This is a genomic window from Rhodanobacter denitrificans (assembly GCF_003335105.1).
Classification (GTDB): Bacteria; Pseudomonadota; Gammaproteobacteria; order Xanthomonadales; family Rhodanobacteraceae; genus Rhodanobacter; species Rhodanobacter denitrificans_A.
Genome location: NZ_QFWQ01000007.1, coordinates 242,076 through 265,335, shown reverse-complemented (window position 1 = coordinate 265,335; position 23,260 = coordinate 242,076). Strand labels below are relative to the sequence as shown.

At 64.7% G+C, this 23,260-nt stretch carries 21 protein-coding genes and 1 tRNA gene; 10 read left to right on the top strand and 12 right to left on the bottom strand.

Translation table 11 applies throughout. The features are described from left to right. The first annotated feature begins 271 nt into the window (after window positions 1-271). On the top strand, window positions 272-955 hold the full coding sequence (locus DEO45_RS13040) for a rhomboid family intramembrane serine protease (protein ID WP_114344384.1): 684 nt from the start codon (window positions 272-274) through the stop codon (window positions 953-955). Window positions 956-958: 3 nt separating this feature from the next. On the opposite strand, the gene DEO45_RS13035 is transcribed toward DEO45_RS13040, so the two are convergent. Both DEO45_RS13035 and DEO45_RS13030 read right to left on the bottom strand, forming a co-directional pair. Beyond that, the gene (locus DEO45_RS13035) at window positions 959-1,687 is read right to left on the bottom strand and encodes a glutamine amidotransferase (protein WP_114344382.1); all 729 of its coding nucleotides are present in this window, start codon (window positions 1,685-1,687) and stop codon (window positions 959-961) included. A gap of 31 nt (window positions 1,688-1,718) precedes the next feature. Continuing rightward, window positions 1,719-3,539 carry a GspE/PulE family protein gene (locus tag DEO45_RS13030; protein WP_114344380.1) on the bottom strand — a complete coding sequence of 607 codons (1,821 nt, stop codon included), beginning with the start codon at window positions 3,537-3,539 and terminating at the stop codon, window positions 1,719-1,721. A 97-nt stretch (window positions 3,540-3,636) separates the two neighbouring features. Here DEO45_RS13030 and glyQ point away from each other — a divergent pair, with 97 nt between their 5' ends. Next, the gene (gene glyQ, locus DEO45_RS13025) at window positions 3,637-4,548 is read left to right on the top strand and encodes a glycine--tRNA ligase subunit alpha (RefSeq protein ID WP_114344377.1); all 912 of its coding nucleotides are present in this window, start codon (window positions 3,637-3,639) and stop codon (window positions 4,546-4,548) included. After that, complete coding sequence (gene glyS / locus DEO45_RS13020) at window positions 4,545-6,692, top strand: glycine--tRNA ligase subunit beta (RefSeq protein WP_114344374.1); 2,148 nt, start codon at window positions 4,545-4,547, stop codon at window positions 6,690-6,692. The genes glyQ and glyS overlap by 4 nt, the downstream gene beginning before the upstream one ends. Before the next feature lie 348 nt (window positions 6,693-7,040). Here glyS and DEO45_RS13015 read toward each other — a convergent pair whose 3' ends face one another. After that, a complete protein-coding gene (locus DEO45_RS13015) occupies window positions 7,041-7,601 on the bottom strand; it encodes a helix-turn-helix domain-containing protein (protein WP_114344372.1) in 561 nt (186 codons plus the stop codon). 61 nt (window positions 7,602-7,662) lie between these two features. Then, window positions 7,663-7,845 carry a hypothetical protein gene (locus DEO45_RS16510; RefSeq protein ID WP_147269697.1) on the bottom strand — a complete coding sequence of 61 codons (183 nt, stop codon included), beginning with the start codon at window positions 7,843-7,845 and terminating at the stop codon, window positions 7,663-7,665. 120 nt (window positions 7,846-7,965) lie between these two features. On the opposite strand from DEO45_RS16510, the gene DEO45_RS13010 reads away from it, so the two are divergent. The 3 genes from DEO45_RS13010 to DEO45_RS13000 all read left to right on the top strand — a co-directional run bounded on the left by DEO45_RS13010 (window position 7,966) and on the right by DEO45_RS13000 (window position 16,349). Beyond that, the gene (locus DEO45_RS13010; RefSeq protein WP_223250867.1) at window positions 7,966-10,800 is read left to right on the top strand and encodes a TonB-dependent receptor plug domain-containing protein; all 2,835 of its coding nucleotides are present in this window, start codon (window positions 7,966-7,968) and stop codon (window positions 10,798-10,800) included. A 452-nt stretch (window positions 10,801-11,252) separates the two neighbouring features. Next, window positions 11,253-14,267, top strand: coding sequence for a TonB-dependent receptor (locus DEO45_RS13005; protein ID WP_114344368.1), 3,015 nt, complete (start codon window positions 11,253-11,255; stop codon window positions 14,265-14,267). A 207-nt stretch (window positions 14,268-14,474) separates the two neighbouring features. Next, the gene (locus DEO45_RS13000) at window positions 14,475-16,349 is read left to right on the top strand and encodes an MFS transporter (RefSeq protein WP_114344366.1); all 1,875 of its coding nucleotides are present in this window, start codon (window positions 14,475-14,477) and stop codon (window positions 16,347-16,349) included. Between the two features lie 6 nt (window positions 16,350-16,355). On the opposite strand, the gene DEO45_RS12995 is transcribed toward DEO45_RS13000, so the two are convergent. From DEO45_RS12995 to DEO45_RS12960, 8 genes are all read right to left on the bottom strand, one after another. Next, a complete protein-coding gene (locus tag DEO45_RS12995) occupies window positions 16,356-17,225 on the bottom strand; it encodes a regulatory signaling modulator protein AmpE (protein ID WP_114344364.1) in 870 nt (289 codons plus the stop codon). Between the two features lie 96 nt (window positions 17,226-17,321). Continuing rightward, window positions 17,322-18,296 (bottom strand): NAD(+) diphosphatase, encoded by a 975-nt coding sequence (gene nudC, locus DEO45_RS12990; RefSeq protein WP_114344362.1) that lies wholly within the window; start codon window positions 18,294-18,296, stop codon window positions 17,322-17,324. An 11-nt stretch (window positions 18,297-18,307) separates the two neighbouring features. Next, window positions 18,308-18,676: an iron-sulfur cluster insertion protein ErpA gene (erpA, locus tag DEO45_RS12985; RefSeq protein WP_189339749.1), complete on the bottom strand. Its 369-nt coding sequence runs from the start codon at window positions 18,674-18,676 to the stop codon at window positions 18,308-18,310. Window positions 18,677-18,722: 46 nt separating this feature from the next. Beyond that, the gene (locus tag DEO45_RS12980; protein ID WP_114344357.1) at window positions 18,723-19,145 is read right to left on the bottom strand and encodes a bactofilin family protein; all 423 of its coding nucleotides are present in this window, start codon (window positions 19,143-19,145) and stop codon (window positions 18,723-18,725) included. Continuing rightward, window positions 19,132-19,887, bottom strand: coding sequence for a DUF6776 family protein (locus DEO45_RS12975; RefSeq protein WP_114344354.1), 756 nt, complete (start codon window positions 19,885-19,887; stop codon window positions 19,132-19,134). The genes DEO45_RS12980 and DEO45_RS12975 overlap by 14 nt, the downstream gene beginning before the upstream one ends. Window positions 19,888-19,998: 111 nt before the next feature. Continuing rightward, window positions 19,999-20,469: a bacterioferritin gene (gene bfr / locus DEO45_RS12970; protein ID WP_114344351.1), complete on the bottom strand. Its 471-nt coding sequence runs from the start codon at window positions 20,467-20,469 to the stop codon at window positions 19,999-20,001. A gap of 128 nt (window positions 20,470-20,597) precedes the next feature. Beyond that, on the bottom strand, window positions 20,598-20,804 hold the full coding sequence (locus tag DEO45_RS12965) for a (2Fe-2S)-binding protein (RefSeq protein WP_114344417.1): 207 nt from the start codon (window positions 20,802-20,804) through the stop codon (window positions 20,598-20,600). A 55-nt stretch (window positions 20,805-20,859) separates the two neighbouring features. Further along, window positions 20,860-21,420: an RNA pyrophosphohydrolase gene (locus DEO45_RS12960; protein WP_114344349.1), complete on the bottom strand. Its 561-nt coding sequence runs from the start codon at window positions 21,418-21,420 to the stop codon at window positions 20,860-20,862. 178 nt (window positions 21,421-21,598) lie between these two features. Here DEO45_RS12960 and DEO45_RS12955 point away from each other — a divergent pair. From DEO45_RS12955 to DEO45_RS12940, 4 genes are all read left to right on the top strand, one after another. Then, window positions 21,599-21,675: transfer RNA gene (locus DEO45_RS12955), tRNA-Met, on the top strand. Between the two features lie 58 nt (window positions 21,676-21,733). After that, entirely contained in the window at window positions 21,734-22,096 is a 363-nt protein-coding gene (gene queD, locus DEO45_RS12950; protein ID WP_114344346.1) for a 6-carboxytetrahydropterin synthase QueD, read from the top strand. Window positions 22,097-22,249: 153 nt separating this feature from the next. Beyond that, window positions 22,250-22,639, top strand: coding sequence for a phasin family protein (locus DEO45_RS12945; protein WP_114344344.1), 390 nt, complete (start codon window positions 22,250-22,252; stop codon window positions 22,637-22,639). Between the two features lie 255 nt (window positions 22,640-22,894). Further along, window positions 22,895-23,260, top strand: coding sequence for a hypothetical protein (locus tag DEO45_RS12940; protein ID WP_114344415.1), 366 nt, complete (start codon window positions 22,895-22,897; stop codon window positions 23,258-23,260).

Here is a 23,260-nt window from a genome sequence, read left to right as displayed (position 1 = left end):
CCCGCAACAGGTCACCGCCAGAGGCTTTATCCTAGAAGGCCTCCCCTCCCGGGGAGGCCTTCGTCTTTTTTGGCGTTTGATCCGCCCAGCCGCCGCGGCTGCGGCCTCCTGCCTGGCCATCAGAGACGGTTCTTGCTGCTTCGCCCCTGCTCAGATGACTGCAGCGCCCGTCTGTGCTCATCGAAGCGCCGAATGCTTCAACGTTGCAACAGCCCTCCTTCGCCTATGATGGAAGGGCGCCACGATCGGCCGGTGTCCAGGGGAATGGCTCTTGTTTGTCCATGTCGAAACGCATCGTCGTCCTCGCTGGCACTGGGCCACCTTGCTGATCGTGATGCTCTGCGTGCTGTGCTTCGTGGGCTTGGCGTTGATGCCTGCGCCGCAGCGGATTTCGCTGCTCCTGGAGTGGGGCACGGTGCCGGCGAATATTTTCGACCCGCACGAAGCCTTGCTGCCCCAATTGACCGATCCGGCCCTGCTGCGACTGTTCACCGCATTGTTCATTCACGTTACCTGGCTGCATCTGCTCAGCAACCTGTTGTTCCTGGCCATCTTCGGCTTGCCGGGCGAACGTGCGCTGGGCTCGCTGCGCTTCCTGCTGCTGTTCACGGTGGGCGGGATCGTGGCGAACCTGATTGGCGCGTTATCACTTGCGGGAGTACGCCTGCCCATCATCGGCTGCAGCGGTGCGGTATCGGCGGTGGTGGGAGCGTACGTGGCGCTGTTCCCCCGTGCGCGCCTTGGTCTGGTTCTGCCGCTGGGGTTGTACCTGGAATTCGTGCGGGTGCCGGCGTTCCTGCTGATCGGCATCTGGGTGCTGCTGCAACTGCTGTTCAGCTATGCGGGACCGAGCTATGGCGCCTACGTGTGGTGGGCGCACATCGGCGGATTCCTGTTCGGCGTGGTGTTTGCCCTGTTCTCGCGTGACGCGATTGCCCGCCGCCTGCGCAATTGAAGTTCAACTGGCGACCTTGTCCCAGTCGTGACGCCGCGAGAACTGACGCAGCAAACGACGCGCATCCGGCGTGGCGGCCACGGCGCTGTAGACCTGCCGGGGGTCCGAGCCTTCGCGACGCATGTCGACGTGTTTGCGCGCGATGTACGCACGCATTACGTCGGCGTTGAATTCGGGGTGGAACTGGGTGCTGAACGCACGGGGGCCATAACGCAGCAGTTGGTGGGGATCCCTTGCCGAACGAGCCAGCACGGCCGCGCCGGCCGGTGGTTCGAGCACGCTCTGTTCGTGCGTGGTATGGGCGCGAAAGCTGGCAGGCAACGAGGCGGTCAGCGGGTCGTGGAACGCACCGGCGGAAAGTTCGATCGCCTGGGTGCCGATCTCGCGCCCGCCCGGAAGGTAGTCGACGCGCCCGCCCAGCGCATGCGCCATCAGCTGATGGCCATAGCAGACGCCGAACAGCGGCAGCTCCACGTCCATCGCGTCACGGATCCAGGCGGCAGTACGTTCACTCCACGGCTCGCGCGCGGTGACCATGGCGGCCGACCCGGTGATCATGGCGCCGGCCACTTCGCGCGGCGGCGGCAACGCCTCGCCGATCGCGACGTCGACGATCCGCAGCTGCCGCGGGTGGAGGCCGGCGCCCAGGCGGAACCAGTGCGGGAAGTCGCCATGCCGGGCGCGGATGGTATCCGGCGCGCGCCCGGTGCGGATGATCAGGACGGGTTTCATGCGAAAGGTCGATGGCAACATTTGGACGTCTTTACGGCTGAGTATCGTCGAATCCGTCGATGGGCGGCAACACGGTGAGAACCTCCTGCACCGTGGTCAGCCCGGCGGCCACCTGGTCGGCCGCCGAGATCCGAAGCGGCCGCATGCCTTCGGACAGCGCGGCATGGCCGAACCGGCCGAGGTCGAGCTGGGCCGAGATCATGCCGCGCAGCCGCGGCGACATCTTCAGCATCTCGTAGATGCCGGTGCGCCCAAGGAAGCCGGTATTGCGGCATTCCAGGCAGCCGACCGGCTGGTATACCTGCGCCGGCAGCGGCAGCTCCCAGCCGTGGGTCAGCACGTTCCAGGCCTGCGGGTCCTGCGTGGTCGCCTGCTTGCAGTGCGGGCACAACGTGCGCACCAGCCGCTGCGCCACCACGCCGGTGAGGGTGGACTGGATCAGGTAGTGAGGCACGCCGAGGTCGAGCAGGCGGGTGACCGCGCTGGGCGCGTCGTTGGTGTGCAGGGTGGACAGCACCAGGTGTCCGGTGAGCGACGCCTGCACCGCCATCTGCGCGGTCTCCAGGTCGCGGATCTCGCCGATCATGATGATGTCGGGATCCTGCCGCAACAGCGTGCGGACGCCGGCGGCGAAGTCCAGCTCGATCGCTGCGTGCACCTGCATCTGGTTGAATTCCGTCGAGACCATCTCGATCGGGTCTTCCACTGTGCACACATTGAGCTCCGGCGTGGCCAGGTGCTTCAGCGTGGAATACAGCGTGGTGGTCTTGCCCGAACCGGTGGGGCCGGTGACCAGCACGATGCCGTGCGGGCGTTCGACCATGCTGCGCCAGTGGGCGCCCTCGTCGGCGGAGAAGCCGAGCTGGGCGAAGTCCTTCACCACCAGGTCCGGGTCGAAGATGCGCATCACCACCTTCTCGCCGAACGCGGTCGGCATGTTCGAGATGCGCAGTTCCACCTCGCGGCCGGAGGACGAGCGCGTCTTGATGCGGCCGTCCTGGGGGCGGCGCTTCTCGGCCACGTCCATCCGCGCCAGGATCTTGATGCGTGCGGTGACGGCGGTCATCACCGGGGAAGGCAACTCGAATACCTTCTGCATGATGCCGTCGATGCGGAAGCGCATGTGCCCGGTGTCGCGGCGTGGCTCCAGGTGGATGTCCGAAGCACGCTGTTCGAAGGCGTACTGCAGCAGCCAGTCGACGATGTGCACCACGTGGCGGTCGTCGGCGCCGACCTCGCCGCTCTTGCCCAGCTCGACCAGTTGCTCGAAGTTGAGGATGGCCGAGGAACCGTCGCTGCCGCTCTTGGCGTCCTGCGCCAGCTGGATCGAACGCTGGACGCCGTAGAACTCCTGCAGGTAGCGGTTGATGTCGATTGGGCTCGCCACTACGCGCTTGACGTCCCGTCGCAGCATCTGCCCCAGGTCGGAGGCCCAGCCGGCGTCGAACGGCTCACACGTGGCGAAGGTCACCTCGCCCGGCGCGACCGCGATCGGCAGGATCCGGTGTCGCTTGGCGTAGGCATGGCTCACCACCTGGGTCGCCGCCGCGACATTGATCTTCATCGGGTCGATCTTCAGGTACGGCATCCCGGCACGACCGGCCAGCCATTCGGCCAGGTTCTCCAGACCCAGCGGCCGCCCCGGATCGCGCTGATTCGTCAGCCTGGCGTTGGCGATGACCACCAGCGGATGCAGCTCCACGGTGCTGCGGCCGGCGCGGGCGCCCATTCGCACCTGCCTGGCGTCCTCGGCCAGCAGGTAACCGTCGACCACCAGCGTCGCCAGCAGCTCCTCCAGTTCCAACCGGCCGCGTCGGCCGAGCAGGGATGCGATGTGCGGTGAAGCGGCCATCCGGGTGTGTTTCCTGCGTGGCGTCCAGCGGGCACGGCCCGGTGGCAAAGCGTGCTGCGGCTATACTAACGCGCTTTACTCCAGGTCACGGAAAGCCATGTCCGCACGCACCTTCCAGGATGTGATCCAGACCCTCAACCGCTACTGGGCGGCACAGGGTTGTGTGCTGCTGCAGCCGCTCGATACCGAGGTCGGCGCCGGCACCTTCCATCCCGCCACCTTCCTGCGCGCGCTCGGTCCCGAGCCCTGGGCCGCCGCCTACGTGCAGCCCTCGCGGCGGCCCACCGACGGTCGCTACGGCAACAACCCGAACCGCCTGCAGCATTACTACCAGTACCAGGTGGTGATGAAGCCGAATCCCGAGAACATCCTCGATCTCTACATCGGTTCGCTGAAGGAGCTGGGCCTCGATCCGCTGGTGCACGACCTGCGCTTCGTCGAGGACAACTGGGAATCGCCCACGCTGGGCGCCTGGGGCCTTGGCTGGGAGGTATGGCTGAACGGCATGGAGGTGACTCAGTTCACCTACTTCCAGCAGGCCGGCGGCCTGGAGTGCCGCCCGGTGACCGGCGAGATCACCTACGGCCTGGAGCGGCTGGCGATGTACCTGCAAAATGTGGACAACGTTTTTGATCTGGTCTGGACGGACGGCCCGCGCGGAATCGTGACCTACGGCGACGTGTTCCACCAGAACGAAGTCGAGCAGAGCACCTACAACTTCGAGCACGCGAACGTGCCCGAACTGCTGCGCTGGTTCGACGTGTGCGAGGCCACCGCCAACCAGCTGATCGCGGCCAACCTGCCGCTGCCGGCCTACGAACAGGTGATGAAGGCCAGCCATACCTTCAACCTGCTCGATGCGCGTCGCGCGATCAGTGTCACCGAGCGCCAGCGTTACATTCTGCGCGTGCGCACGCTGTCGCGCGGCGTGGCCGAGACCTACGTCGCGCAGCGCGAGAGGCTCGGCTTTCCGGGCCTGAACAACGTTTCCCGGGAGCAGGCCGCATGAGCGCCGCCAAGTCGCTGTTGATCGAACTGGGTACCGAGGAGCTGCCGCCGAAGGCGCTGGACGAACTGTCCGCCGCCTTTTTGCGCGGTATCTGCGATGGTCTGGCCAAGCGCGGCATCGACGCCGGGCTCGACCTGGCTCAGGCCTACGCCTCGCCGCGTCGCCTGGCCGTACTCGTGCCCGCCGTGGCCATGGCCCAGCCCGAGCAGGCGATCGAGCGCCGGGGTCCGGCACTGAACGCCGCTGTCGACGCCGAGGGCCGACCCTCGAAGGCACTGCTTGGTTTCGCGCAATCCTGCGGTGTCGGCGTCGAGCAACTGCAGAAGCTGGAGACCGACAAGGGCAGCTGGTACGTCTGGCGCACGGTCAAGCCGGGCCAGCCGGTGTCGGCGCTGTTGCCGGAGATCGTCGACGAGGCGCTGAAGGGCCTGCCGATTCCGCGACCGATGCGCTGGGCCGACCACGACTACAGCTTCGTGCGCCCGGTGCACTGGCTGGTGATGCTGCATGGCGCCGGCATCGTCGACGGCACCGTGCTGGGTCTGGCCAGCGGGCGCAAGTCGCGCGGCCATCGTTTCATGCACCCGCAGCCGGTGCACGTGGCCGATGCCGACGGTTGGTTGGATGCGATGCGTGTTTGCAACGTGCTGGCCGATCCCCACGAACGGCGCCAGCGCATCCGTGACCAGGTGGCCGCGCTCGCGGCGACCACCGGGGGCGTGCCGCGGCTGGATGATGCGCTGCTGGACGAATTGGCGAATCTCACCGAATGGCCAGTCGCGATCGCCTGCACATTCGAGCGTGAATTCCTCGCCGTGCCGCCGGAAGCGCTGGTCGCCACCATGGTGGCCAACCAGAAATTCGTGCCGGTGTTCGACGCCGACGGCAAGCTGACCGAGCACTTCCTCGGCATCGCGAATATCGAGAGCAAGAAGCCGGCCGAGATCCGCAAGGGCTATGAACGGGTGATCCGCCCTCGCTTCGCCGACGCCAAGTTCTTCTGGGACGAGGATCTGAAGACACCGCTGGCCAGCTATCAGGAGCAGCTCCGGAACGTCACCTACCAGCAGGCGTTGGGCAGCCTGTGGGACAAGAGCGTGCGTGTGGCCGAACTGGCGCGGATCACCGCCGGCCGGGTCGGCGTCGACGGCGGTGCGGCTACCCGTGCCGCCGCCCTGAGCAAGTGCGACCTGCTGACCCGCATGGTCGGCGAATTCCCCGAGCTGCAAGGCGTGATGGGGCGCTATTACGCCAGTCATGACGGCGAGCCGGCGGCGGTGGCCGCGGCGCTGGACAGTTACTACCAGCCGCGTTTCGGCGGCGATGCGATCGCCGCCGACAAGCTGGGCCAGGTGCTGGCGGTGGCCGAACGGCTCGACACACTGGCCGGCATCTTTGCCATCGGCATGAAGCCGAGCGGCAACAAGGATCCGTTCGCGTTGCGCCGCGCTGCGCTGGGGCTGGCGCGCACCCTGATCGAGGGCGATCTGGAACTGGATCTGCGCGGCAGCCTGATCGAGGCGCTGGAATTGCTGCCGGACAGTGCGCTGGCTGCCGGCCTGAAGCCGGGCAAGGATGGCAAGCCCCCGGTGCTGGATGCGGGCAAGCGCCGCGCCATCCTGCTCGACGAACTGTACGACTTCGTGTTCGACCGTCTGCGCGGATACTACGCCGAACAGGGTTTCGACAACGCGCAGTTCGAGGCGGTATTGGCGGTGCAGCCGGCCAGTCTGGCCGATTTCGACCGGCGCCTGCGCGCGGTGGTCGAGTTCGGTCGCCGCCCGGAGGCCGCCAGCCTGGCGGCCGCCAACAAGCGGGTCGCCAACATCCTGCGCAAGCAGGCCGCGGAACCGGGTGCCCGGCGGATCGGCGGAGCTGTCGATCCGGCGCTGTTCGAGGCCGAGGCGGAGCGCGACCTGGCCGACGCGCTGGCCGCGGCCCGGCGCGAGACCGCGGCGGCGCTGGCAGTCGGTGATTACACCGCGGTGCTCGGCCGCCTGTCGCAGCTGCAGGCGCCGGTGGACGCGTTTTTCGACAGCGTGCTGGTCAACGCCGACGATCCGGCCGTGCGCATGAACCGGCTGGCCCTGCTCGGTCAGCTGAAGGCCCGCTTCGGCGCCGTCGCCGACATCGCCCTGCTCTGAGAGGTTGTGACTATTCAACCTCGAAGCCCGGCCATGGCGACGGCAACGCGAGGGCATGGATGCCCGAGTTGAGGCAACGCAGGAGCGGTTACCCGATGGCCGGACGCGGATCGGGCACGCCAGTGCCCGATTCGCGTGAGCGAGTCCGGACAAATCCGCTTGGAGCGGATTTGAACAGCCGCAGGCTGGCCCGCAGGGTGCATGCCAGGATGGCATGCATATATGTGCCGGACTCGCGACAGAAGAAAGCCACAGGAAGTGGTTTTCTTCACAAGCTCTGAGTACCCACACAGGAAACAACGCGACTGCCCTCGAGGCGGCCGCGTCGTCGTGCGCGGGAAGAACGAATCAGGCCCTGTTGCGTTCCTTGCGGATCCGCTCGGCGAGCTGGTGGTTGAACGTCACCATGGCGATCGGATCCACGTGCGAGCCGCCGGGACCGAGGATCTCATAGAGCTGGCTCAGCAGGTCGGCGTTTTCGGACAGGGAGAGCTGGCTGTCAGCCAGACTAAGTTCCGATTGCAGCATGCGTACGGCGGTATTCAACCGTTGCGTGTCGACTGTGGCCTGGGCGGCCGGGCCATGCGCGTGCTGGCGGCCGTGCGAGCGGTGCGATGCGACTTTTTCCGAGCTGTGCTGGTCGTCCAGGTTGGGCACGGTCGGGTCCATCTGCAACGAACCCTCGCCGGCCACCAGCCAGACCAGCGAAATGCCCAGCGTGCGCGCCAGCGTCACGCATCGCGCACGTGAGGGATCGGTATTGCCATCGCGCCAGCTGCGCACCACGCCTTCGGAAAAACCGCACATCCGCGCGATTTCCGTGGCACTCCCAACCCGCTGGATCAACAACTTGATGCGATCTGCAAAAGAATTCGAAGCTGGCTGATTCGTGAGATTTTGCGCATTCATGGATTCGGCCGGGCTGGAAGATGAGGACGGTTGTGCGAATAGCACGTTTTTTCGAAACAAGTCAATGAGCAAAAAAAGAAGAAAAAGTTATGGAAGTGTTGACCTCCACATATTCTTGAACTAACTTCGTAAATTCTTGCGTGTATAGATACGCAAAAACTCGCGTTAAATCATGTGCATCGGCATCACCGGCCAAAGCCGCCGTGGATGTTCCTGCGGATGGTACGCATACAAAAAGTTTCATGTGCCCGGACCCTTCGGGCGGACCCTTGGGAGTTACCAAACAATGAACTCGCACAATAAGTTGGCGGCACATCACCTCAGGCAAACGGCTTTGGCCGTTGGTCTGGGGTTGAGCCTCGGTATGATCGGCACCGGCGCGCTCGCACAGAATGCTCAGAGCACCCAGGCACCAGACCAGGGCCAAGCCAAGGAATTATCGACTGTCACGGTCACCGGTTCACGCATCCACAGCGTCGATGTGGAAACCGCTCAGCCGGTGTTCACCCTGACCCAGGCGGACATCCAGAAGACCGGCCTGGTCAGCGTGGGTGACATCCTGGCGAACCTCACCGTTGCCGGTGCGCAGACTTTCAGCAAGGCCAGCGTGCTCACCTCCAACCCGGAGCAGGGCGGCCAGTACGTCAACATCCGCAATCTTGGCGAGCAGCGCACCCTGGTGCTGGTCAACGGCAAGCGTTGGGCGTCCAGCCTGGCCGGCTTCACCGACATGTCCACGATCCCCGCGGCGCTGATCGAGCGCATCGACATCCTGAAGGACGGCGCGTCGTCGATCTACGGCTCCGACGCCATCGCGGGCGTGATCAACATCATCCTCAAGGACCACTACACCGGCGCCGAGGCCTCGGCCTACTACGGCCAGAACCAGGCGGGTGATGGCACCAAGGATGCCTACTCGTTCACGATGGGCACCAGCAATGAGAAGAGCTCGCTGGTGTTCGGCGCCAACTACACCAAGGAAGGCCCGGTCTGGGCCAGCAAGCGCAAGGCCACCAGCTACACCTACGGTCCGAACCATGCGATCGATGGCCTGAGCGGCACCGGCCCGTGGGGCCGCTACCGCCATGTTTCGCCCACCGGCGGTGCCACGGGTCCCAACCAGGTGATCAACCACACCGGTTCCTACGATGGCGTGGGTGTGGGTGCGGATTCGCGCAATCCAGCCAACTACCATGCCGCTGGTACCAACGATCCTAACGATTACTTCAACCCGACCCAGCAGATGAATCTGGCCGGCTCCAACGAGTTGAAGTCGATCTTCACCAATGGTCGTTATGACATCAACGAATATGTGACGTTCCGTGCCACCGGCATGTATGCCGAGCGCGACAACCAGCGCCAGATCGCCGGTTATCCGCTCAACAGCCTGACCCAGGCCACTAATCCGGTCTACATCAGCGGCGGCAGCTATTACAACCCGGAGCCGGGCACGGATCTTTTCTTCTATCGCCGCACCATTGAGCTTCCCCGCGTCACCAGGAACAACGTCAAGTCGTATCACTTCGACGCCGGCTTCGAGGGCTCCTTCGATGTGGGCGGCCGGGTGTGGAACTGGGATGTCGGCACCAACTACAACAAATATGACGTGGTCCAGTACGGTTCGGGCAACCTCAACCTGACGAACCTGAAGCAGGCGCTTGGCCCGTCGTTCCTGAATGCTGCCGGCCAGGTGCAGTGCGGCACCGCCGCCAACCCTATCGCGTTCACCCAGTGCGTGCCGTTCGACATCCTGGGCGGTCCCTCGGCCTCCACCCCGCAGGCGCTGGCCTACATCAACAGCCTGAGCCAGAGCACGCTGCAGAGCGTCTCGAAGGAATACACCGCCAACATCACCGGTGGCCTGTTCGACCTGCCGGCGGGTGAAGTGGCGTTTGCGGCTGGCTACGAGCACCGCAAGGTCAGCGGCTACGACCTTCCGGATCAACTCTCGGCTTCCGGCAAGACCACCGACCTGGCCGCGGGCGCGACGCACGGCAAGTACAACACCAACGAAGCGTATGTCGAGTTCAACGTTCCGTTGTTGCGGGATCTGCCGGGCGTGAAGCTGCTGTCGGTGGATATCGCCAGCCGCTACGCGCACTACAGCAACTTCGGCAGCACCACCAACAACAAGTACAGCTTCCAGTGGAAGCCGATCGACGACATGCTGGTGCGTGGCACGTATGCCGAAGGCTTCCGCGCGCCGACGCTGGATGACTTCTCTGGCGGTGGTTCGCAGTCGTTCGACAAATACACCGATCCGTGCGACTCCCGCTTCGGCGCAGCCGCGACCAACGCCGGTGTGGCCGCCAAGTGCGCCGCCCAGGGCTTGCCGGCGAATTTCCGCCAGCTCGCCACCACCGGCCTGCCGATCACCGGCCCGAATACGCAGAGCACCACCGCGTACAACGCCGGCGTGGGCAACGCCAGCCTGACCCCGGAAAAGAGCGTCAGCAAGACCGCCGGCCTCGTCTACAGCCCGCAGTGGGTGCCTGGTCTGGACGTGAGCGCCGACTGGTACAACATCAAGATCACCAACGTGATCACCGGAATCACCGCCAACTACGTGCTGAACCAGTGCTACCTGGCGAATTCCGCGACCTATTGCGGCCAGTTCGGCCGTGATCCGGGTACCGGCCAAGTGGTGGGCCTGAACCGCGGCAACGTCAACATGGGCATGCTGTCGACCGAGGGCTGGGACTTCGGCGCGCATTACCGCCTGCCGGAGTTCGGCTACGGCAAGTTCACGATCAACCTCGACGCGAACTACCTGTCGGCGTATGACACCCAGAGCACGGCGGACGCCGACATTGTTGGCTACGCCGGTCAGTGGAGTCTGCCGCGCTGGCGCGCCAATGCGGGCGTGGACTGGTCGATGGGTGATTTCGGCGCAAGCTGGGGTCTGCGTTACTACGGTGCTTTCCGAGATGAGTGTGTGTTTGACGGAGAGTGCAACCAGCCGAACTACGAGGGCAAGAACTGGGGCACCGGCGCCAACCGCAAGGGCGCCATCGTGTTCCACGATGTCTCGGCGCGTTACAACACGCCGTGGAACGGCAGCATCCAGGCCGGCGTGAACAACGTGTTCGGCAAGAAGCGTCCGATCACTTACTCGGTGGGTAACAGCGATGCCACGTCCTACGATCCGGCGCTGGATATCGACCGTTACTTCTTCGTGCGTTACACCCAGAAGTTCTAAGCGTCGGTTGACCTTCTGGCGACATGGGCCGGGACCCTCGTAGGGTCCCGGCCTTTTTTGTGTGTGGTGAACAGATCCATCGGCATGGAAGCGGCCCAGTGGCGTGTTCACCAAGAGGCAGTTTCTCGCGGGGGGGGGGGGGCACGCATGAACTCGCCAAGCAAGGAATTACGCAAAAACAAATAAAAACGTAATAACTTGTTGACAACCCGCTGCGACCGAAGGTAGCGTCCTTGGCTTGGAGGGTGTCGCTGCGCCTGGGTTCGATCCTGCAGCGCCAGTTGGAGCGGGGCTTTCATGAGGTTGCCTTGGGAAATTTTCGAGCCATCCCTGGAAGTTGGATTAGTAGATTCTTGCGAAACTGCATCACAGTATTCCATCGGTAGCCAAGCGTTCGTTGGCGTCACCGGCTTTTGGCACTTCGCTCTTGGGAAGTTGGGGAGATCATGCAAATGAAACTTCGTAACACGAGTCGCAACATCCGGTTGCGTCGTTCGGCTCTCGCGATCGGCTTGGCGTTGAGCCTGATTGGTGGTTCGGCATTCGCGCAGTCGCGCTCTGCAGGTTCGATTTTTGGTGATGCCGCTGCTGGCAGCCAGATCACCATTGTCAGTACCGATACCGGCTTGACCCGCACCATCGTGGCAGACGCCAAGGGCCGTTATCGCGCCAACGAATTGCCGATCGGCAATTACACCGTCACGGCGACGAAAGATGGGACGACCGTAGGCAGCCGAGACAACGTCCGGGTGAGCATCGGCGGTACAGCGGTCAATTTCGTTGCCGCCAATGCGCAGGATCTGGGAGCCGTGACAGTGACGGCATCGGCCCTGCCGGCGATTGACGTCAGTCGCGTGGATACCAGCACGGATCTTACCGCGACGATCATGGACAACGTCCCGGTGGCTCGTGACATCACCCAGGCTGCAGTACTGGCACCGAGCGTCATCCCGGCCGATTCGCGTTACGGCAACTCGGTATCGTTCGGCGGTTCGGCAGCTTCCGAGAACGCCTACTTCATCAACGGCTACCCGGTCACCAATGCGTTGACCAACATCGGCTCCACCACGCTTCCGTTTGATGCGATCGATGCGATGCAGGTGATTACCGGCGGTTACAGCGCCCGTTACGGCCGATCCACCGGCGGCGTGATCAACGTTTCCACCAAGTCCGGCAGCAACCAGTGGAAGTTCGGTGCCCTGACGACGTGGACGCCGGAGAGCCTGCGCTCGACCCGCAAGAACATTTATTACCAACCGGATACAGGCGCCCAGAATGCCGGCAAAAAGTATTACGACCGCAGCAAGTTCGTTTCCAATCCGTTTACATACGGCGTTTATGCCAGCGGCCCACTGATCAAGGACCGCCTGTTTGTCTATGCTTCCGGCGAGTGGGAGAGAGACAATTATGCCTACAACCAAGCGGTCGGCAACGCGGCGCGGACGGCTTATCTCACCGATGAGATCAGGAAGCCGCGCTGGTTGACCAAGGTCGACTGGAACATCAACGACAGCAACTTGGTTGAAGTCACGGCGCTATCCGACAAGGCGGGTACCACCCGCAGCCGGTATGCATACAGCTTTGCCGACGGCACCCACGGCGACGTCAAGAACGGTGGCTATCGCTACAAGGATGGCGGCGAAACCTACATCGGCAAGTACACCGGTTACCTCACCGACAGCCTGACTCTGAGTGCCTTGTACGGCAAGCAGACCACGCAGCATTTTTCGGCGCCGTATGGCTACGATCCCAGCCAGGTGAACATCAGCGATACCCGCCCGATCTCCAACAAGGTTACGGGCCTGCAACCCTATACCACCTTGGCCGATCCGAAGGCCTACGACAAGACGGATGGCTATCGCATCGACCTGGACTGGAAGCTGGGTGATCACGACATCAGCTTCGGCTACGACGTATCGAACTCGGAATCGGAAGCCGGTACGGTGATGTCTGGTCCACGTTATGCGTGGTTCTACGCGCGTACTGGCGCCCTGGGCGACATTCCCTCCAGCGGCGGCCTGACCACCGCGCCCAACAGCGATTACGTCTACAAGTACATCTACGAGAATGGCGGTACCTTCAAGGTCGAGCAGAAGGCCTTCTACGTCGAGGATCGCTGGCAGGTGAGCGACCGCTGGTTGGTGTCACTCGGCGTGCGTAATGACGGTTTCGACAACTACAATTCCGACGGCATCAAGTACGTCAGCCAGAAGAACCAGTGGGCACCGCGTGTCGGCTTCAGCTGGGATGTCAATGGCGACTCGTCGTTGAAGATCTTCGGCAATGCCGGTCGTTATTTCCTGGCGATGCCGCTTAACGTTGCAGTACGTGGTGCATCAGGTTCGACCTACACCACCGAATTCTTCAGCTTCACCGGCATCGATCCGACCACCGGTGTCCCGACCGGCCTGACCGCCTTGGGCAATGGCCCGTACTCGTCCAACAACGAGTACGGCCAGGCGCCGGATCCGCGGACAGTTGCGGCCAAGAACCTGAAGTCGCACTATCAGGACGAATATATCCTTGGCATGCAGCAGGCCATTGGCCCGAAATGGAACTGGGGCGCACGCCTGCAGTATCGCGACCTGAAGTCGGCGATCGACGACCAGTGCGATAACCGCCCGATGCTGAAGTACATGGCGGAACACAATATTGCCGTCGACCCCGGTTACAGCTACTCCCCGGACTGCCGCCTGTTCAACCCGGGTGCCAACAACGTGATGCTGCTCGACTTGCCGGATGCGGCCGGTTCTCCCGAATTGGTTGCCGTGCCCTACAGCAAGGAAGACATGGGCATGTACATGAAGCGCAAGTACATCGGCCTGGATCTGTTCCTTGAGCATCCGTTTGCCGACAACTGGTTCGGACGTTTGGACTACACCCTATCGCATAGCTATGGCAATGACGAAGGCCAGCTGGACTCCGACATCGGCCAGGGCGACGTGTCACAGACCGTGCTGTTCGATCACAAGGAGTTGATGGCTTACGGCGGCGGCAACCTGCCGAATGATCGTCGGCATGTGCTGAAGGCCTACGGCTACTACCAGTTCACCCCCGAATGGCAAATGGGCGGCACCCTGATCGCGCAGACCGGGCGGCCGAAGAGCTGCCTGGGCTATCTGCCGCAGGACGCGGCGGAATACAGCACGTTCTGGGCGGATTATCTCGACTATGGCCGTTACTACCACTACTGCGGTGGCAAGCCGGTGCCACGCGGCAGCCTGGGGCGCTTGCCGACCGACATCCAGCTGAGCCTCAACGTTGCCTATATCCCACGCTGGGCGAACGGCAACCTGAAGCTGAAACTTGATGTATTCAACGTACTCAATCGCCAGGTGGCACAGAACGTCGAAGAGCGTGGCGAGTTGGGTGGCATTGGCGCAGTGGCGGACAGCCGCTTCCGCGTCATCAGCTACGATGCACCGCGTTCGCTGCGTTTCACCGCGCGGTACGACTTCTCGCTGTAAACAATGAGCTGCCGGGTCATTTGCGGCCTGGCAGTCCATTCACTGACCCAACCGTCGGCGGCAACGCCGGCGGTTTTTTGTGTTTCGCCCGTACCGAATGACCTGGGGCCGGGAACCCGCACTATCGCCGGTCGCCCCCTATAGTAATAATCGAGATGGTGCCGGGGTCAATCGGCCACTCCGTGGACGATGCACAAAAGGCAACGCATGAGCCAATTCGCATTGCTGGGCAAGCGGCGGTTTGCGCCGTTCTTCTGGACCCAGGCGCTGGGGGCGTTCAACGACAATGCGTTCCGCAATGCGCTGGTGATGCTGGTGGCGTTCCAGATGGGGCTGGGCGACCGCACGGTGTCGCTCTACACCAACCTGGCGCCGGCATTGTTCATCATCCCGTTTTTCCTGTTCTCCGCCACGGCCGGGCAGCTGGCCGAGAAGTATGAGAAGAGCCGGATCATCCGCTACGTGAAGCTGTTCGAGATCGGCGCGATGGCGCTGGCCGCCTACGGTTTTTACACGCACCACACTTCGCTGCTGCTGGTCGTGCTGTTCATGATGGGGATGCACTCGACCATGTTCGGGCCGATCAAGTACGCGATCCTGCCGCAGGCGCTGAAGCCGGTCGAACTGGTCGGCGGCAACGGCCTGGTCGAGATGGGCACGCAGATGGCGATGCTGGTGGGCATGATCGCCGGCAACTCGCTGATGCTGGTGGCCGGGGTGGGGCCGCTGCTGGCTTCCGGCGCCACCATCGCGGTGGCGGTGGCCGGCTACCTGGCCTGCCGCCGGATTCCGCCTGCCCCGGCCACGGCGCCCGATCTGAAATTCAACTGGAACCCGTTCAGCGAGACCGCGCGAGTGTTGGCGATCACCCGCGCCGATCGCGCGGTATTCAACGCGGTGCTGGGTATCTCATGGTTCTGGTTCTTCGGCACGGTGCTGATCGCGCAGCTGCCGATCTACACGCGCGAGACGCTGGGCGGCGACGGTTCGGTCAACACCCTGGTGCTGACTTTGTTCTCGATCGGCACCGGCCTCGGCGCGTTGCTGTGCGAGAAGATGTCGGGCCGGCGGGTGGAAATCGGCCTGGTGCCGCTGGGCGCGTTCGGGCTGACCGCGTTCGGCGTGGACCTGTACTTCGCACGGCACGGCATGGCGACGGTGCGCGGGCTGGACTGGCTGGCCTTCCTGCGTGGCGCGGGCAGTTGGCGCATCGCGTTCGACCTCACCCTGATTGGCGTGTTCGCCGGCTTCTACGTGGTGCCGCTGTTCGCCTTCGTGCAGGCGCGCGCACCGCGCGAGAAGCTGTCGCGGATCATTGCCGGCACCAACATCCTGAACGCGCTGCTGATCGTGCTGGCCGCCGGTTTCGGCCTTGGGCTGGGCGCGCTGGGCCTGGATGCATCGCAGATCTTCCTGGCCGCGGCGCTGCTCAACGTGCTGGTGGCCTGGTACATCTTCACCCTGGTGCCCGAGTTCGTGATGCGCTTCATCACCTGGGTGCTGGTGAACACGCTGTACCGGGTGCGCACCGACGGTGCCGGGCAGATTCCCGACGAAGGACCGGTGTTGCTGGTATGCAACCACGTCAGCTTCATGGACCCGCTGTTGCTGATGGCGAACCTGCGCCGGCCGGTGCGCTTCGTGATGTATTACAAGATCTTCAACATCCCGCTGCTGAGCTTCGTGTTCCGCACCGCCAGGGCGATCCCGATCGCCGGTCACAAGGAAGATCCCGCGGTGCTGCAACAGGCCTACGATGCGATCGACGCTGCGCTGGCCGCGGGCGAGGTGGTGTGCGTCTTCCCGGAAGGCGGCTTGACCGGCGACGGCGAAATCGCGCCGTTCCGGCCTGGCGTGGAAAAGGTCCTGGCCCGGCGGCCGGTACCGGTGGTGCCGATGGCACTGCGTGGCCTGTGGGGCAGCGTATGGAGCCGCCGCGACTCGATGCTGCGTCGTGCGCGCCTGCCGCGGCGCTTCCGCGCACGGGTGGAACTGGTGGTGGATGCGCCGCGGGTGCCCGCGCAGGTCACCGCGGCGACGCTGGAAGCGCGGGTGCGCGAGCTGCGCGGTGATCTGGCGTAAGCGCGCTCAGCCGATCCAGCCGCCGATCACGACCAGCGCCACCACGCTCAGCCACGCTAGCAAGGCACGCAGCAGTGCGCTGCGCAGGCGTCGCAGCTCGGCCAGTGGATCGCTGTGCTCTTCGGCGTAGCCGTCGCCGGCTTCGATGTCGATCAACACGTCGGCCTGTGCCGCGGCGCCCAGGAAACCGGGCCCGGCACCGTACCAGCTGGTCGGCGCGGCCTGGCTGTGCCAGCGGCGCCAGGCGCCGATCACCGCCTCCCAGTGGCCGACCACGGCCAGGGTGAAGGTCAGCAACTGCGCCGGCAGCCAGTCCAACGCGTTGGCCACGTAGCTGGCGGCGCGGCGGGTGCTGGGGTCGAGTCGCAGGGCGTCGTCGCGACCCAGCGTCTGCGCCAGCCGGTACAGCAGCGCGCCGGCCGGCCCGAGCAGGAAGAACCACAGCAACACGGCGAAGCGCCGGCGCAACGCGGCATAGGCGATCGCCTCGCCCAGCGCCGGCGCGGTCCAGGGAATCGGATGGCCATCGTCGGCCAATGCCTGCGCCGCGGCCTCGCGGCGGGCGCCGTCCGGCGCGTCCAGGATCGCTTCCAGGTCGGTCTCGAATTCGCGCGGCCCGAAGCAGTACAGCAGCACCACCAGCGCGAACAGCAAAGGCAGCAATGCGTCCAGTGGCGAGTGCCTGAGCAACCACTCCAGCAAGACGCACAGGACCAGCGGCGGCAGCAAGGCGAGCACCACGCGGCTGCCGCCGCCGGTGTCGCCCCCTTGCGCCACCCAGCGACGGAACGGGCCGTCGCCACGCCAACGTGCCAGATGCGGCATGACGTGCAGCAAGCCGAGGGCGACGAGGGCGACGAGGAGACGGATGGCCATGGCAGGACGGGCTCGCGGACAGTGGCTGCCATTGTAAGCGACGGATTGCTACCGGCATCACCCGGCGGCGCCAGTCGCCGGGGATCGCGCGGAGAATCAGCGTGGCGTGGCGCCGGCGACCAGCGAATCCAGCTCCAGTCCGGCACGTTGCCGCAGCCAGTGCGCCAGCAATTGGTAGGACACCGACAGCCGCGTTGGCGGCAGGAAGCTGCCGTCGGCGATGCCGTCGACGATCTGTTGCGGGGTGAACCAGCGCGCATCTTCCAGCTCGTGGTCTCGCATCACGATCTGTCGCGACATCGCTGTGGCGATAAAGCCGACCATCAGCGAGGCCGGCATCGGCCACGGCTGCGAGGAGTGGTAGCGCACCTCGTCGACGATCACGCCGGCCTCCTCGGCCACCTCGCGGCGCACCGCGTCTTCCAGCGCCTCGCCCGGCTCGACGAAGCCGGCCAGGGTGGAATAGCGGCCGGGCGGCCAACCGGCCTGACGGCCGAGCAGGCAGGCGCCTTCGTGCTCGACCAGCATGATCACGGCGGCGTCGGTGCGCGGGAAGTGCAGCCGCGCGCAATCCGGATTGGTGCATTGCGCGCGATGGCCGGCAGCGACCAGCAGCAGCGCCGCGCCGCAGTGGGTGCAGAAGCGCGTCTCGCGCTGCCAGTGCGACAGGCCTTTGGCGTAGGCGAACAGGCCGGCTTCGTCCGCCGCCAGCAGCAGGCCGGCGTGGCGCAGGCCCACGCGCCGCGCGTCGAGCGCGGTTTCCAGTTCATCGAAGTGCGCGGTATCGTCCGCCACCAGCAGGAAATGCGGACGCTGGTAGGCCATGCCGAGCAGGCTGACATGTTGCTCGCCGAGCCAGCGCTCTCGTTCGCCGGCGTCGAGCCAGCGCAGGGCATCGCCATCACGGCGCAGGAACGCCTCGCCGGCGCCGTCCAGCAGCAGGTAGCGCGCTTCCGGAGAACGGGCCTGTTCGACGATCCATGCCGATTCGTCGCGCGACTCGGCCACGCGATCGAGCACCAGGCTCAGTCCGGCGAAGGTGTTTGTGGGCGACAGCGTGGCCCGGTCCATCGGCGGTGTCTTCAGGCGGAGAAGGACGAACCGCAACCGCAGGTGGTCTTGGCATTCGGGTTGCTGATCACGAATTGTGCGCCGCTGAGGTTCTCGGCGTAGTCGATCTGCGCGCCGCCGAGGTACTGCAGCGACAGCGGATCGCACAGCAGGGTCACGCCATCGCGCTCGATCGCCAGGTCGTCCTCGGCCTGGGCCTCGTCGAAGGTGAAGCCATATTGGAAACCCGAGCAGCCGCCGCCGGAAATGTACACGCGCAGCTTCAATGCCGGGTTGCCTTCCTCGGCAATCAGCTCATGCACCTTGTGCGCGGCGGCGGCGGTGAACACCAGCGGAGCGCCGCTGCTGCGGTAATCGGGGATCGCGACGAGAGTTTCCATGGTCATCTGGATGGGGGCGGGGCGGACTGAAGCCAAGCATACCGCTTCAGGCCGGCATGGCCTCGTCGAGTTCGGCATCCGGCGCCGGCAATTCGCGCGGGGCATCCCCGGCCTGACGCGAGATGCGCCCGTTGACCTGCGCGCCGGCGGCCATTTCCAGCGTGTGGTAGCGCAGGTCGCCGTCGATGCGCGCGTGCGGCGCCAGTTCCAGTCGCACGCTGACGAAGACGTCGCCGGTCACGTGGCCGTTGATCACCGCCTGCGGCACGTGGATCTCGCCGTGCACCTGGCCGTGTTCGCTCAGGGTGAACATGGCATCGTCGCCCTCGCCCAGCACGCTGCCTTCGATGCGGCCGTCCAGGTGCAGCGCGCCGCTGAAGCGCAGGTCGCCGCGGATCACCGTGCCGCGGGCGATCAGGCTGGTCTCGTGGCTGCTGGTGTTGCGATCGTTGCGTCTACGGTTGAGCATCGTGGTCCCCTACGGTGGTGGTGATGTTTCCGCTCAGCGCGGAGGTCCAGGCGACGGCGCGGTCGATGGTCGGGCCGCCGGCCGGCCGGATGCTGATGCGCAACCGTGTCGGGCGGAAGTCGGGCGGCAGCACGATGGTGCCGTGCAGTTGCTGGAAATAGTTGAAGCGGAACGGCAGGCCGTCCTTCTGTGCGGTGTCGCCGAGCGCGGGCCAGTCCAGCCGCGCCACCTTGTCGCCGCGCAGGCCTTCCACGCTGACCAGGACGTTGCCGGAGACTTCCTCGCCACGCTTGGCGTTCTGGCTCAGGCTGAGGCCGAGGTTCCAGCCGCGCGAGCCGGCGATCGGCTGCAGCTTCACCTCCTGCAGTTTCAGCCCCTGGCGCTGGGCGTCGCCGCCGACCAGCCGCGCATAGAAGCCCAGGTCGGCGCGCAGGCCGCTCAGTTCCTCCTCGCGCTGCGCCAGGGTACCGCGCAGCGAACGGGTGGCGACCTCGTTGACCTGGGCGGCACGCTGCAGGTTGGCGAGCTGCTGCTTCAGATCGTCGATCTGACCGAGCAGGGCGCGCTGCTGGCGGTTGTCCACGGCGGCCGGGGTATTCGTCCGCCGCGCCAACGCGCCAACGGCTAGTCCGACCGCCAGCATGCTGCCCAGCCAGGCCAAACCCAGCCACAGCCAGCGCCGACGGTGGCCGGTGTCGTCGTGCCGGCGCACGACGAAGCGCGGTGGTGGTCGTGAGGCCATGCGGCGCGTTCCGGGGAAAGCCAGAGGTATAGCCCCGGCGTGACGAAAGCGTCAAGGAACGGGTGCACGCTTCAGGGCGCCGCCTGCCGGCGGGGCGACGGCAGGCGCGCCTCAGCTCTGCATCTTGCTCTGCAGATAGCGCTCCGCGCCGATGTCCCTGACCAGGCTGAACTGGGTTTCCAGCCAGTCGATGTGCTCTTCCTCGTCGTGCAGGATGCCCTTGAACAGGTCACGGCTGACGTAGTCGGCGATGCCTTCGCTGTACGCAATCGCCTCGCGAAGGTCCTTCACCGCGGCCAGCTCCAGGTCCAGGTCGCCCTGCAGCGATTCCAGCGCGTTCTCGCCGATGCGCAGCTTGCCCAGGTGTTGCAGGTTCGGCAGGCCATCGAGGAACAGGATGCGCTCGATCAGGTGATCGGCGTGCTTCATCTCCTCGATCGACTCCTTGTACTCGTGCTCCGCCAGCTCGCTGTAGCCCCAATCCTTGAACATGCGGCAATGCAGGAAATACTGGTTGATCGCGGTCAGCTCGTTGTAGAGCACCTTGTTGAGGAATTCGATGACCTTCGCATCACCCTTCATGGCTTCCACTCCGATCCAAGACAACGCGGACTATACAAACTCCGCGCCCCAGTGGCTGGAATAAAAATGGCAACGGTTTGCCTGGTGCGGGATGAAGCCTCCGCACGACGCGAACGGGAGAGGGAAACTCAGGCTGCGACGAGTGGCAGCGGGCAGGTGACCTGCGACAAGGCCTTGTCGAACGTCGCGCGCGCTTCCTGCTCGCAGCAGCCGCAGCAATCCGAGCAGCCGGTGCGGGCCTGCAGTTCGGCAAAGGTATGCACGCCATTGCCCGCTTCGCGGCGGATGTCGTGATCGGTGACGGCGTTGCACATGCAGATGTACATGGCGCGTATAAGAACGCGAATGCGAATGATTGTCAACAATCGGCCGGTTGCCCGCGGCCACCGTTCAGGCGGCGGCGCGACCGTCGCGCGGCCCGGTGGGCGGGGAATCGGCGTCGTCGCGCGGGGGCAGCTTGCCGAGCTGGATGCCGAACAGGTCTTCCACCAGCGGGGCGAAATGCCGCAAGGCCCGTTCGTAGACCTGGCGCTTGAAGTTGACCACGTGCGCCGCGGGGTACCAGAAATCGACCCAGCGCCACAGGTCGAACTCCGGTTTCTCGCAGGCATCGAGTTTCAACTCGCACTCGCCGCCGACCAGCCGGAGCAGGAACCAGACCTGTTTCTGGCCGATGCAGATGGGGCGCTGATGGTGGCGCACATAACGGCTGGGCAGGCGGTAGCGCAGCCAGCCGTGGGTGGCGCCAAGCACTTCCACGTGATGCGCGGCCAGCCCGGTCTCCTCCTGCAGCTCGCGGTACATCGCCTCCAGCGGAGTCTCGTCGGTGTGCATGCCGCCCTGCGGGAACTGCCAGCCGTCGCGACTGACCCGGCGCGCCCAGAACAGCTGGCCGTCCGCGTTCAGCAGCACGATGCCCACGTTCGGACGGTAGCCATCAACATCGATCATGTCGCCTCCTGGGGGCATGTGGCGCGGTTCGCCAGCACGGCCACACCTAAGCTCCTCGGCCGATTCAACCACAGCGCGCGAAGCAGCGGCAAGCGACAGACTTGAACCCGGCAGGCGACACGACTACACTGCCGCGCCCCGCCCGCATCGTTCCGATCCGGCAAGGCGGGTTCCCCGTGGCTATGTAGCTCAGCCGGTTAGAGCACAGCACTCATAATGCTGGGGTCGGTGGTTCGAGTCCACCCATAGCCACCATGACCCGGGCGTGTGTCCTTCCGCCGGTTCATCCCTCGCCATCACGCAGGCGTATGCCATGCACATTTTCAAGGTATTCCAGCTCGAGGCGGCGCATCGGCTGCCGAACGTGCCGGCCGGGCACAAGTGCGCGCGGCTGCACGGGCATTCGTTCCGGGTCGAGATCCATGTAACCGGCGAGCCGGACCCCCAGTTGGGCTGGGTGATGGACTTCGCCGACGTGAAGACGGCCTTCGCGCCGCTGTTCGACCAGCTCGACCACCATTACCTCAACGAGATTGAAGGGCTGGAGAACCCGACCAGCGAGATGTTGGCGCGCTGGATCTGGCAGCGCTTGCAGCCGCGCCTGGCGGGGCTGGACAAGGTGGTGGTGCACGAAACCTGCACGTCGGGCGCCAGTTGTAGCCGTGACAGTTTTTGACGCGTCGCAATGTTTCTTTGAATCGTCATAAACTAACGTTTTTCAATGAATATTTGCTTACAGCGTGAGTAGGCGATAAAAAATATATTGCAATGCACAAAATTCGCTGCTAGAGTGTCTGCCACTACCCCCATCCTCAACGAGGACGACGCCATGACGCAGCAGCTCAACAACCAGCTTTTCGCTTTCACCAAGCAGTTCACCGACAGTGCGTTCAAGGCCCAGTCGCTGGCTCTGAAGGGCCTGGAGACGGTCGCCGAGCTGCAGCTCAAGGCACTCGAGGAGCAGACCAAGGTTTCCTCCGAGTTCGTCGCCGAGGTGCTGGAGACCCGCGACATCAACGGTCTGCGCAGCCTGTGGGAAAAGGGCGCCAGCCTGAGCCGTGACAACGCCGAGCGTGCGGTGGCGGTGTCGCAGGAAGTCCTCGCGATCACCCAGAAGACCGCCGAGTCGCTGAATGCGCTCGTGCAGGAGCAGCGCCAGGCCGCCAACGACGCCGTAGCCGCGCCGGCCGCAGCTGCCAAGAAGGCTGCCGCCAAGTAATCCAGCGGTACCGTCGCGTTCCCATGCGATGAAACAGGGCCGAACCTCGTGTTCGGCCCTGTTTGCGTGTGTCATCGCAAGACGCCGGCGCTGGGTCCGATGGCGCGACCGGGTCACGAAATTCCGCGAAAGGACGCGATGTCGCAGGCTGCATGGCTTGTCGCTGCAATTGCCCCGCTGATATACTTTTAAAGATTGGATCGTGGCCCGCAGCTGTATCGGTGCCGCCTGGTGCAGGCCGCGCGGAGACGCTACGTGCTCAACAGTCTTGCCTCGGGTCGACGCCTCGCCTTGCGCATCATCCTGCTGCAGTTAGCGGTGGCGTTGCTGGCTGGCCTGGTTTTCCTGGCGCTGGGTCATCGCGAAGCGGTGGCGGCGGCGGCAGGCGCGACAACGGTGGCGCTGGGTACCGCGCTGATGTCGGTGCGGTTTTTCGGCGACGTTGGCGGGGCAGGCCAGGCGCTGGGTCGCCTGCTGACGGGCATGCTCCTGAAGTGGATCGTGATCGTCGGGGGGCTGGTCGTGATCCTGTTCCAATTCAAGTTGCCACCGCTGGCCGCCATCACGGGGTTGGCGGCGGCTTACGCGGTTTATCTGCTGGCGTTCAGATTCAAGGGTTGA

Excerpts from the sequence above, each read along its gene's own strand:
- DEO45_RS13035 (WP_114344382.1), bottom strand. The coding sequence starts at position 1,687 with ATGAAACCCGTCCTGATCATCCGCACCGGGCGCGCGCCGGATACCATC.
- DEO45_RS13030 (WP_114344380.1), bottom strand. The coding sequence starts at position 3,539 with ATGGCCGCTTCACCGCACATCGCATCCCTGCTCGGCCGACGCGGCCGG.
- glyQ (WP_114344377.1), top strand. The coding sequence starts at position 3,637 with ATGTCCGCACGCACCTTCCAGGATGTGATCCAGACCCTCAACCGCTAC.
- glyS (WP_114344374.1), top strand. The coding sequence starts at position 4,545 with ATGAGCGCCGCCAAGTCGCTGTTGATCGAACTGGGTACCGAGGAGCTG.
- DEO45_RS13015 (WP_114344372.1), bottom strand. The coding sequence starts at position 7,601 with ATGAATGCGCAAAATCTCACGAATCAGCCAGCTTCGAATTCTTTTGCA.
- DEO45_RS16510 (WP_147269697.1), bottom strand. The coding sequence starts at position 7,845 with ATGAAACTTTTTGTATGCGTACCATCCGCAGGAACATCCACGGCGGCT.
- DEO45_RS13010 (WP_223250867.1), top strand. The coding sequence starts at position 7,966 with ATGATCGGCACCGGCGCGCTCGCACAGAATGCTCAGAGCACCCAGGCA.
- DEO45_RS13005 (WP_114344368.1), top strand. The coding sequence starts at position 11,253 with ATGAAACTTCGTAACACGAGTCGCAACATCCGGTTGCGTCGTTCGGCT.
- DEO45_RS13000 (WP_114344366.1), top strand. The coding sequence starts at position 14,475 with ATGAGCCAATTCGCATTGCTGGGCAAGCGGCGGTTTGCGCCGTTCTTC.
- DEO45_RS12995 (WP_114344364.1), bottom strand. The coding sequence starts at position 17,225 with ATGGCCATCCGTCTCCTCGTCGCCCTCGTCGCCCTCGGCTTGCTGCAC.
- nudC (WP_114344362.1), bottom strand. The coding sequence starts at position 18,296 with ATGGACCGGGCCACGCTGTCGCCCACAAACACCTTCGCCGGACTGAGC.
- erpA (WP_189339749.1), bottom strand. The coding sequence starts at position 18,676 with ATGGAAACTCTCGTCGCGATCCCCGATTACCGCAGCAGCGGCGCTCCG.
- DEO45_RS12980 (WP_114344357.1), bottom strand. The coding sequence starts at position 19,145 with ATGCTCAACCGTAGACGCAACGATCGCAACACCAGCAGCCACGAGACC.
- DEO45_RS12975 (WP_114344354.1), bottom strand. The coding sequence starts at position 19,887 with ATGGCCTCACGACCACCACCGCGCTTCGTCGTGCGCCGGCACGACGAC.
- bfr (WP_114344351.1), bottom strand. The coding sequence starts at position 20,469 with ATGAAGGGTGATGCGAAGGTCATCGAATTCCTCAACAAGGTGCTCTAC.
- DEO45_RS12960 (WP_114344349.1), bottom strand. The coding sequence starts at position 21,420 with ATGATCGATGTTGATGGCTACCGTCCGAACGTGGGCATCGTGCTGCTG.
- queD (WP_114344346.1), top strand. The coding sequence starts at position 21,734 with ATGCACATTTTCAAGGTATTCCAGCTCGAGGCGGCGCATCGGCTGCCG.
- DEO45_RS12945 (WP_114344344.1), top strand. The coding sequence starts at position 22,250 with ATGACGCAGCAGCTCAACAACCAGCTTTTCGCTTTCACCAAGCAGTTC.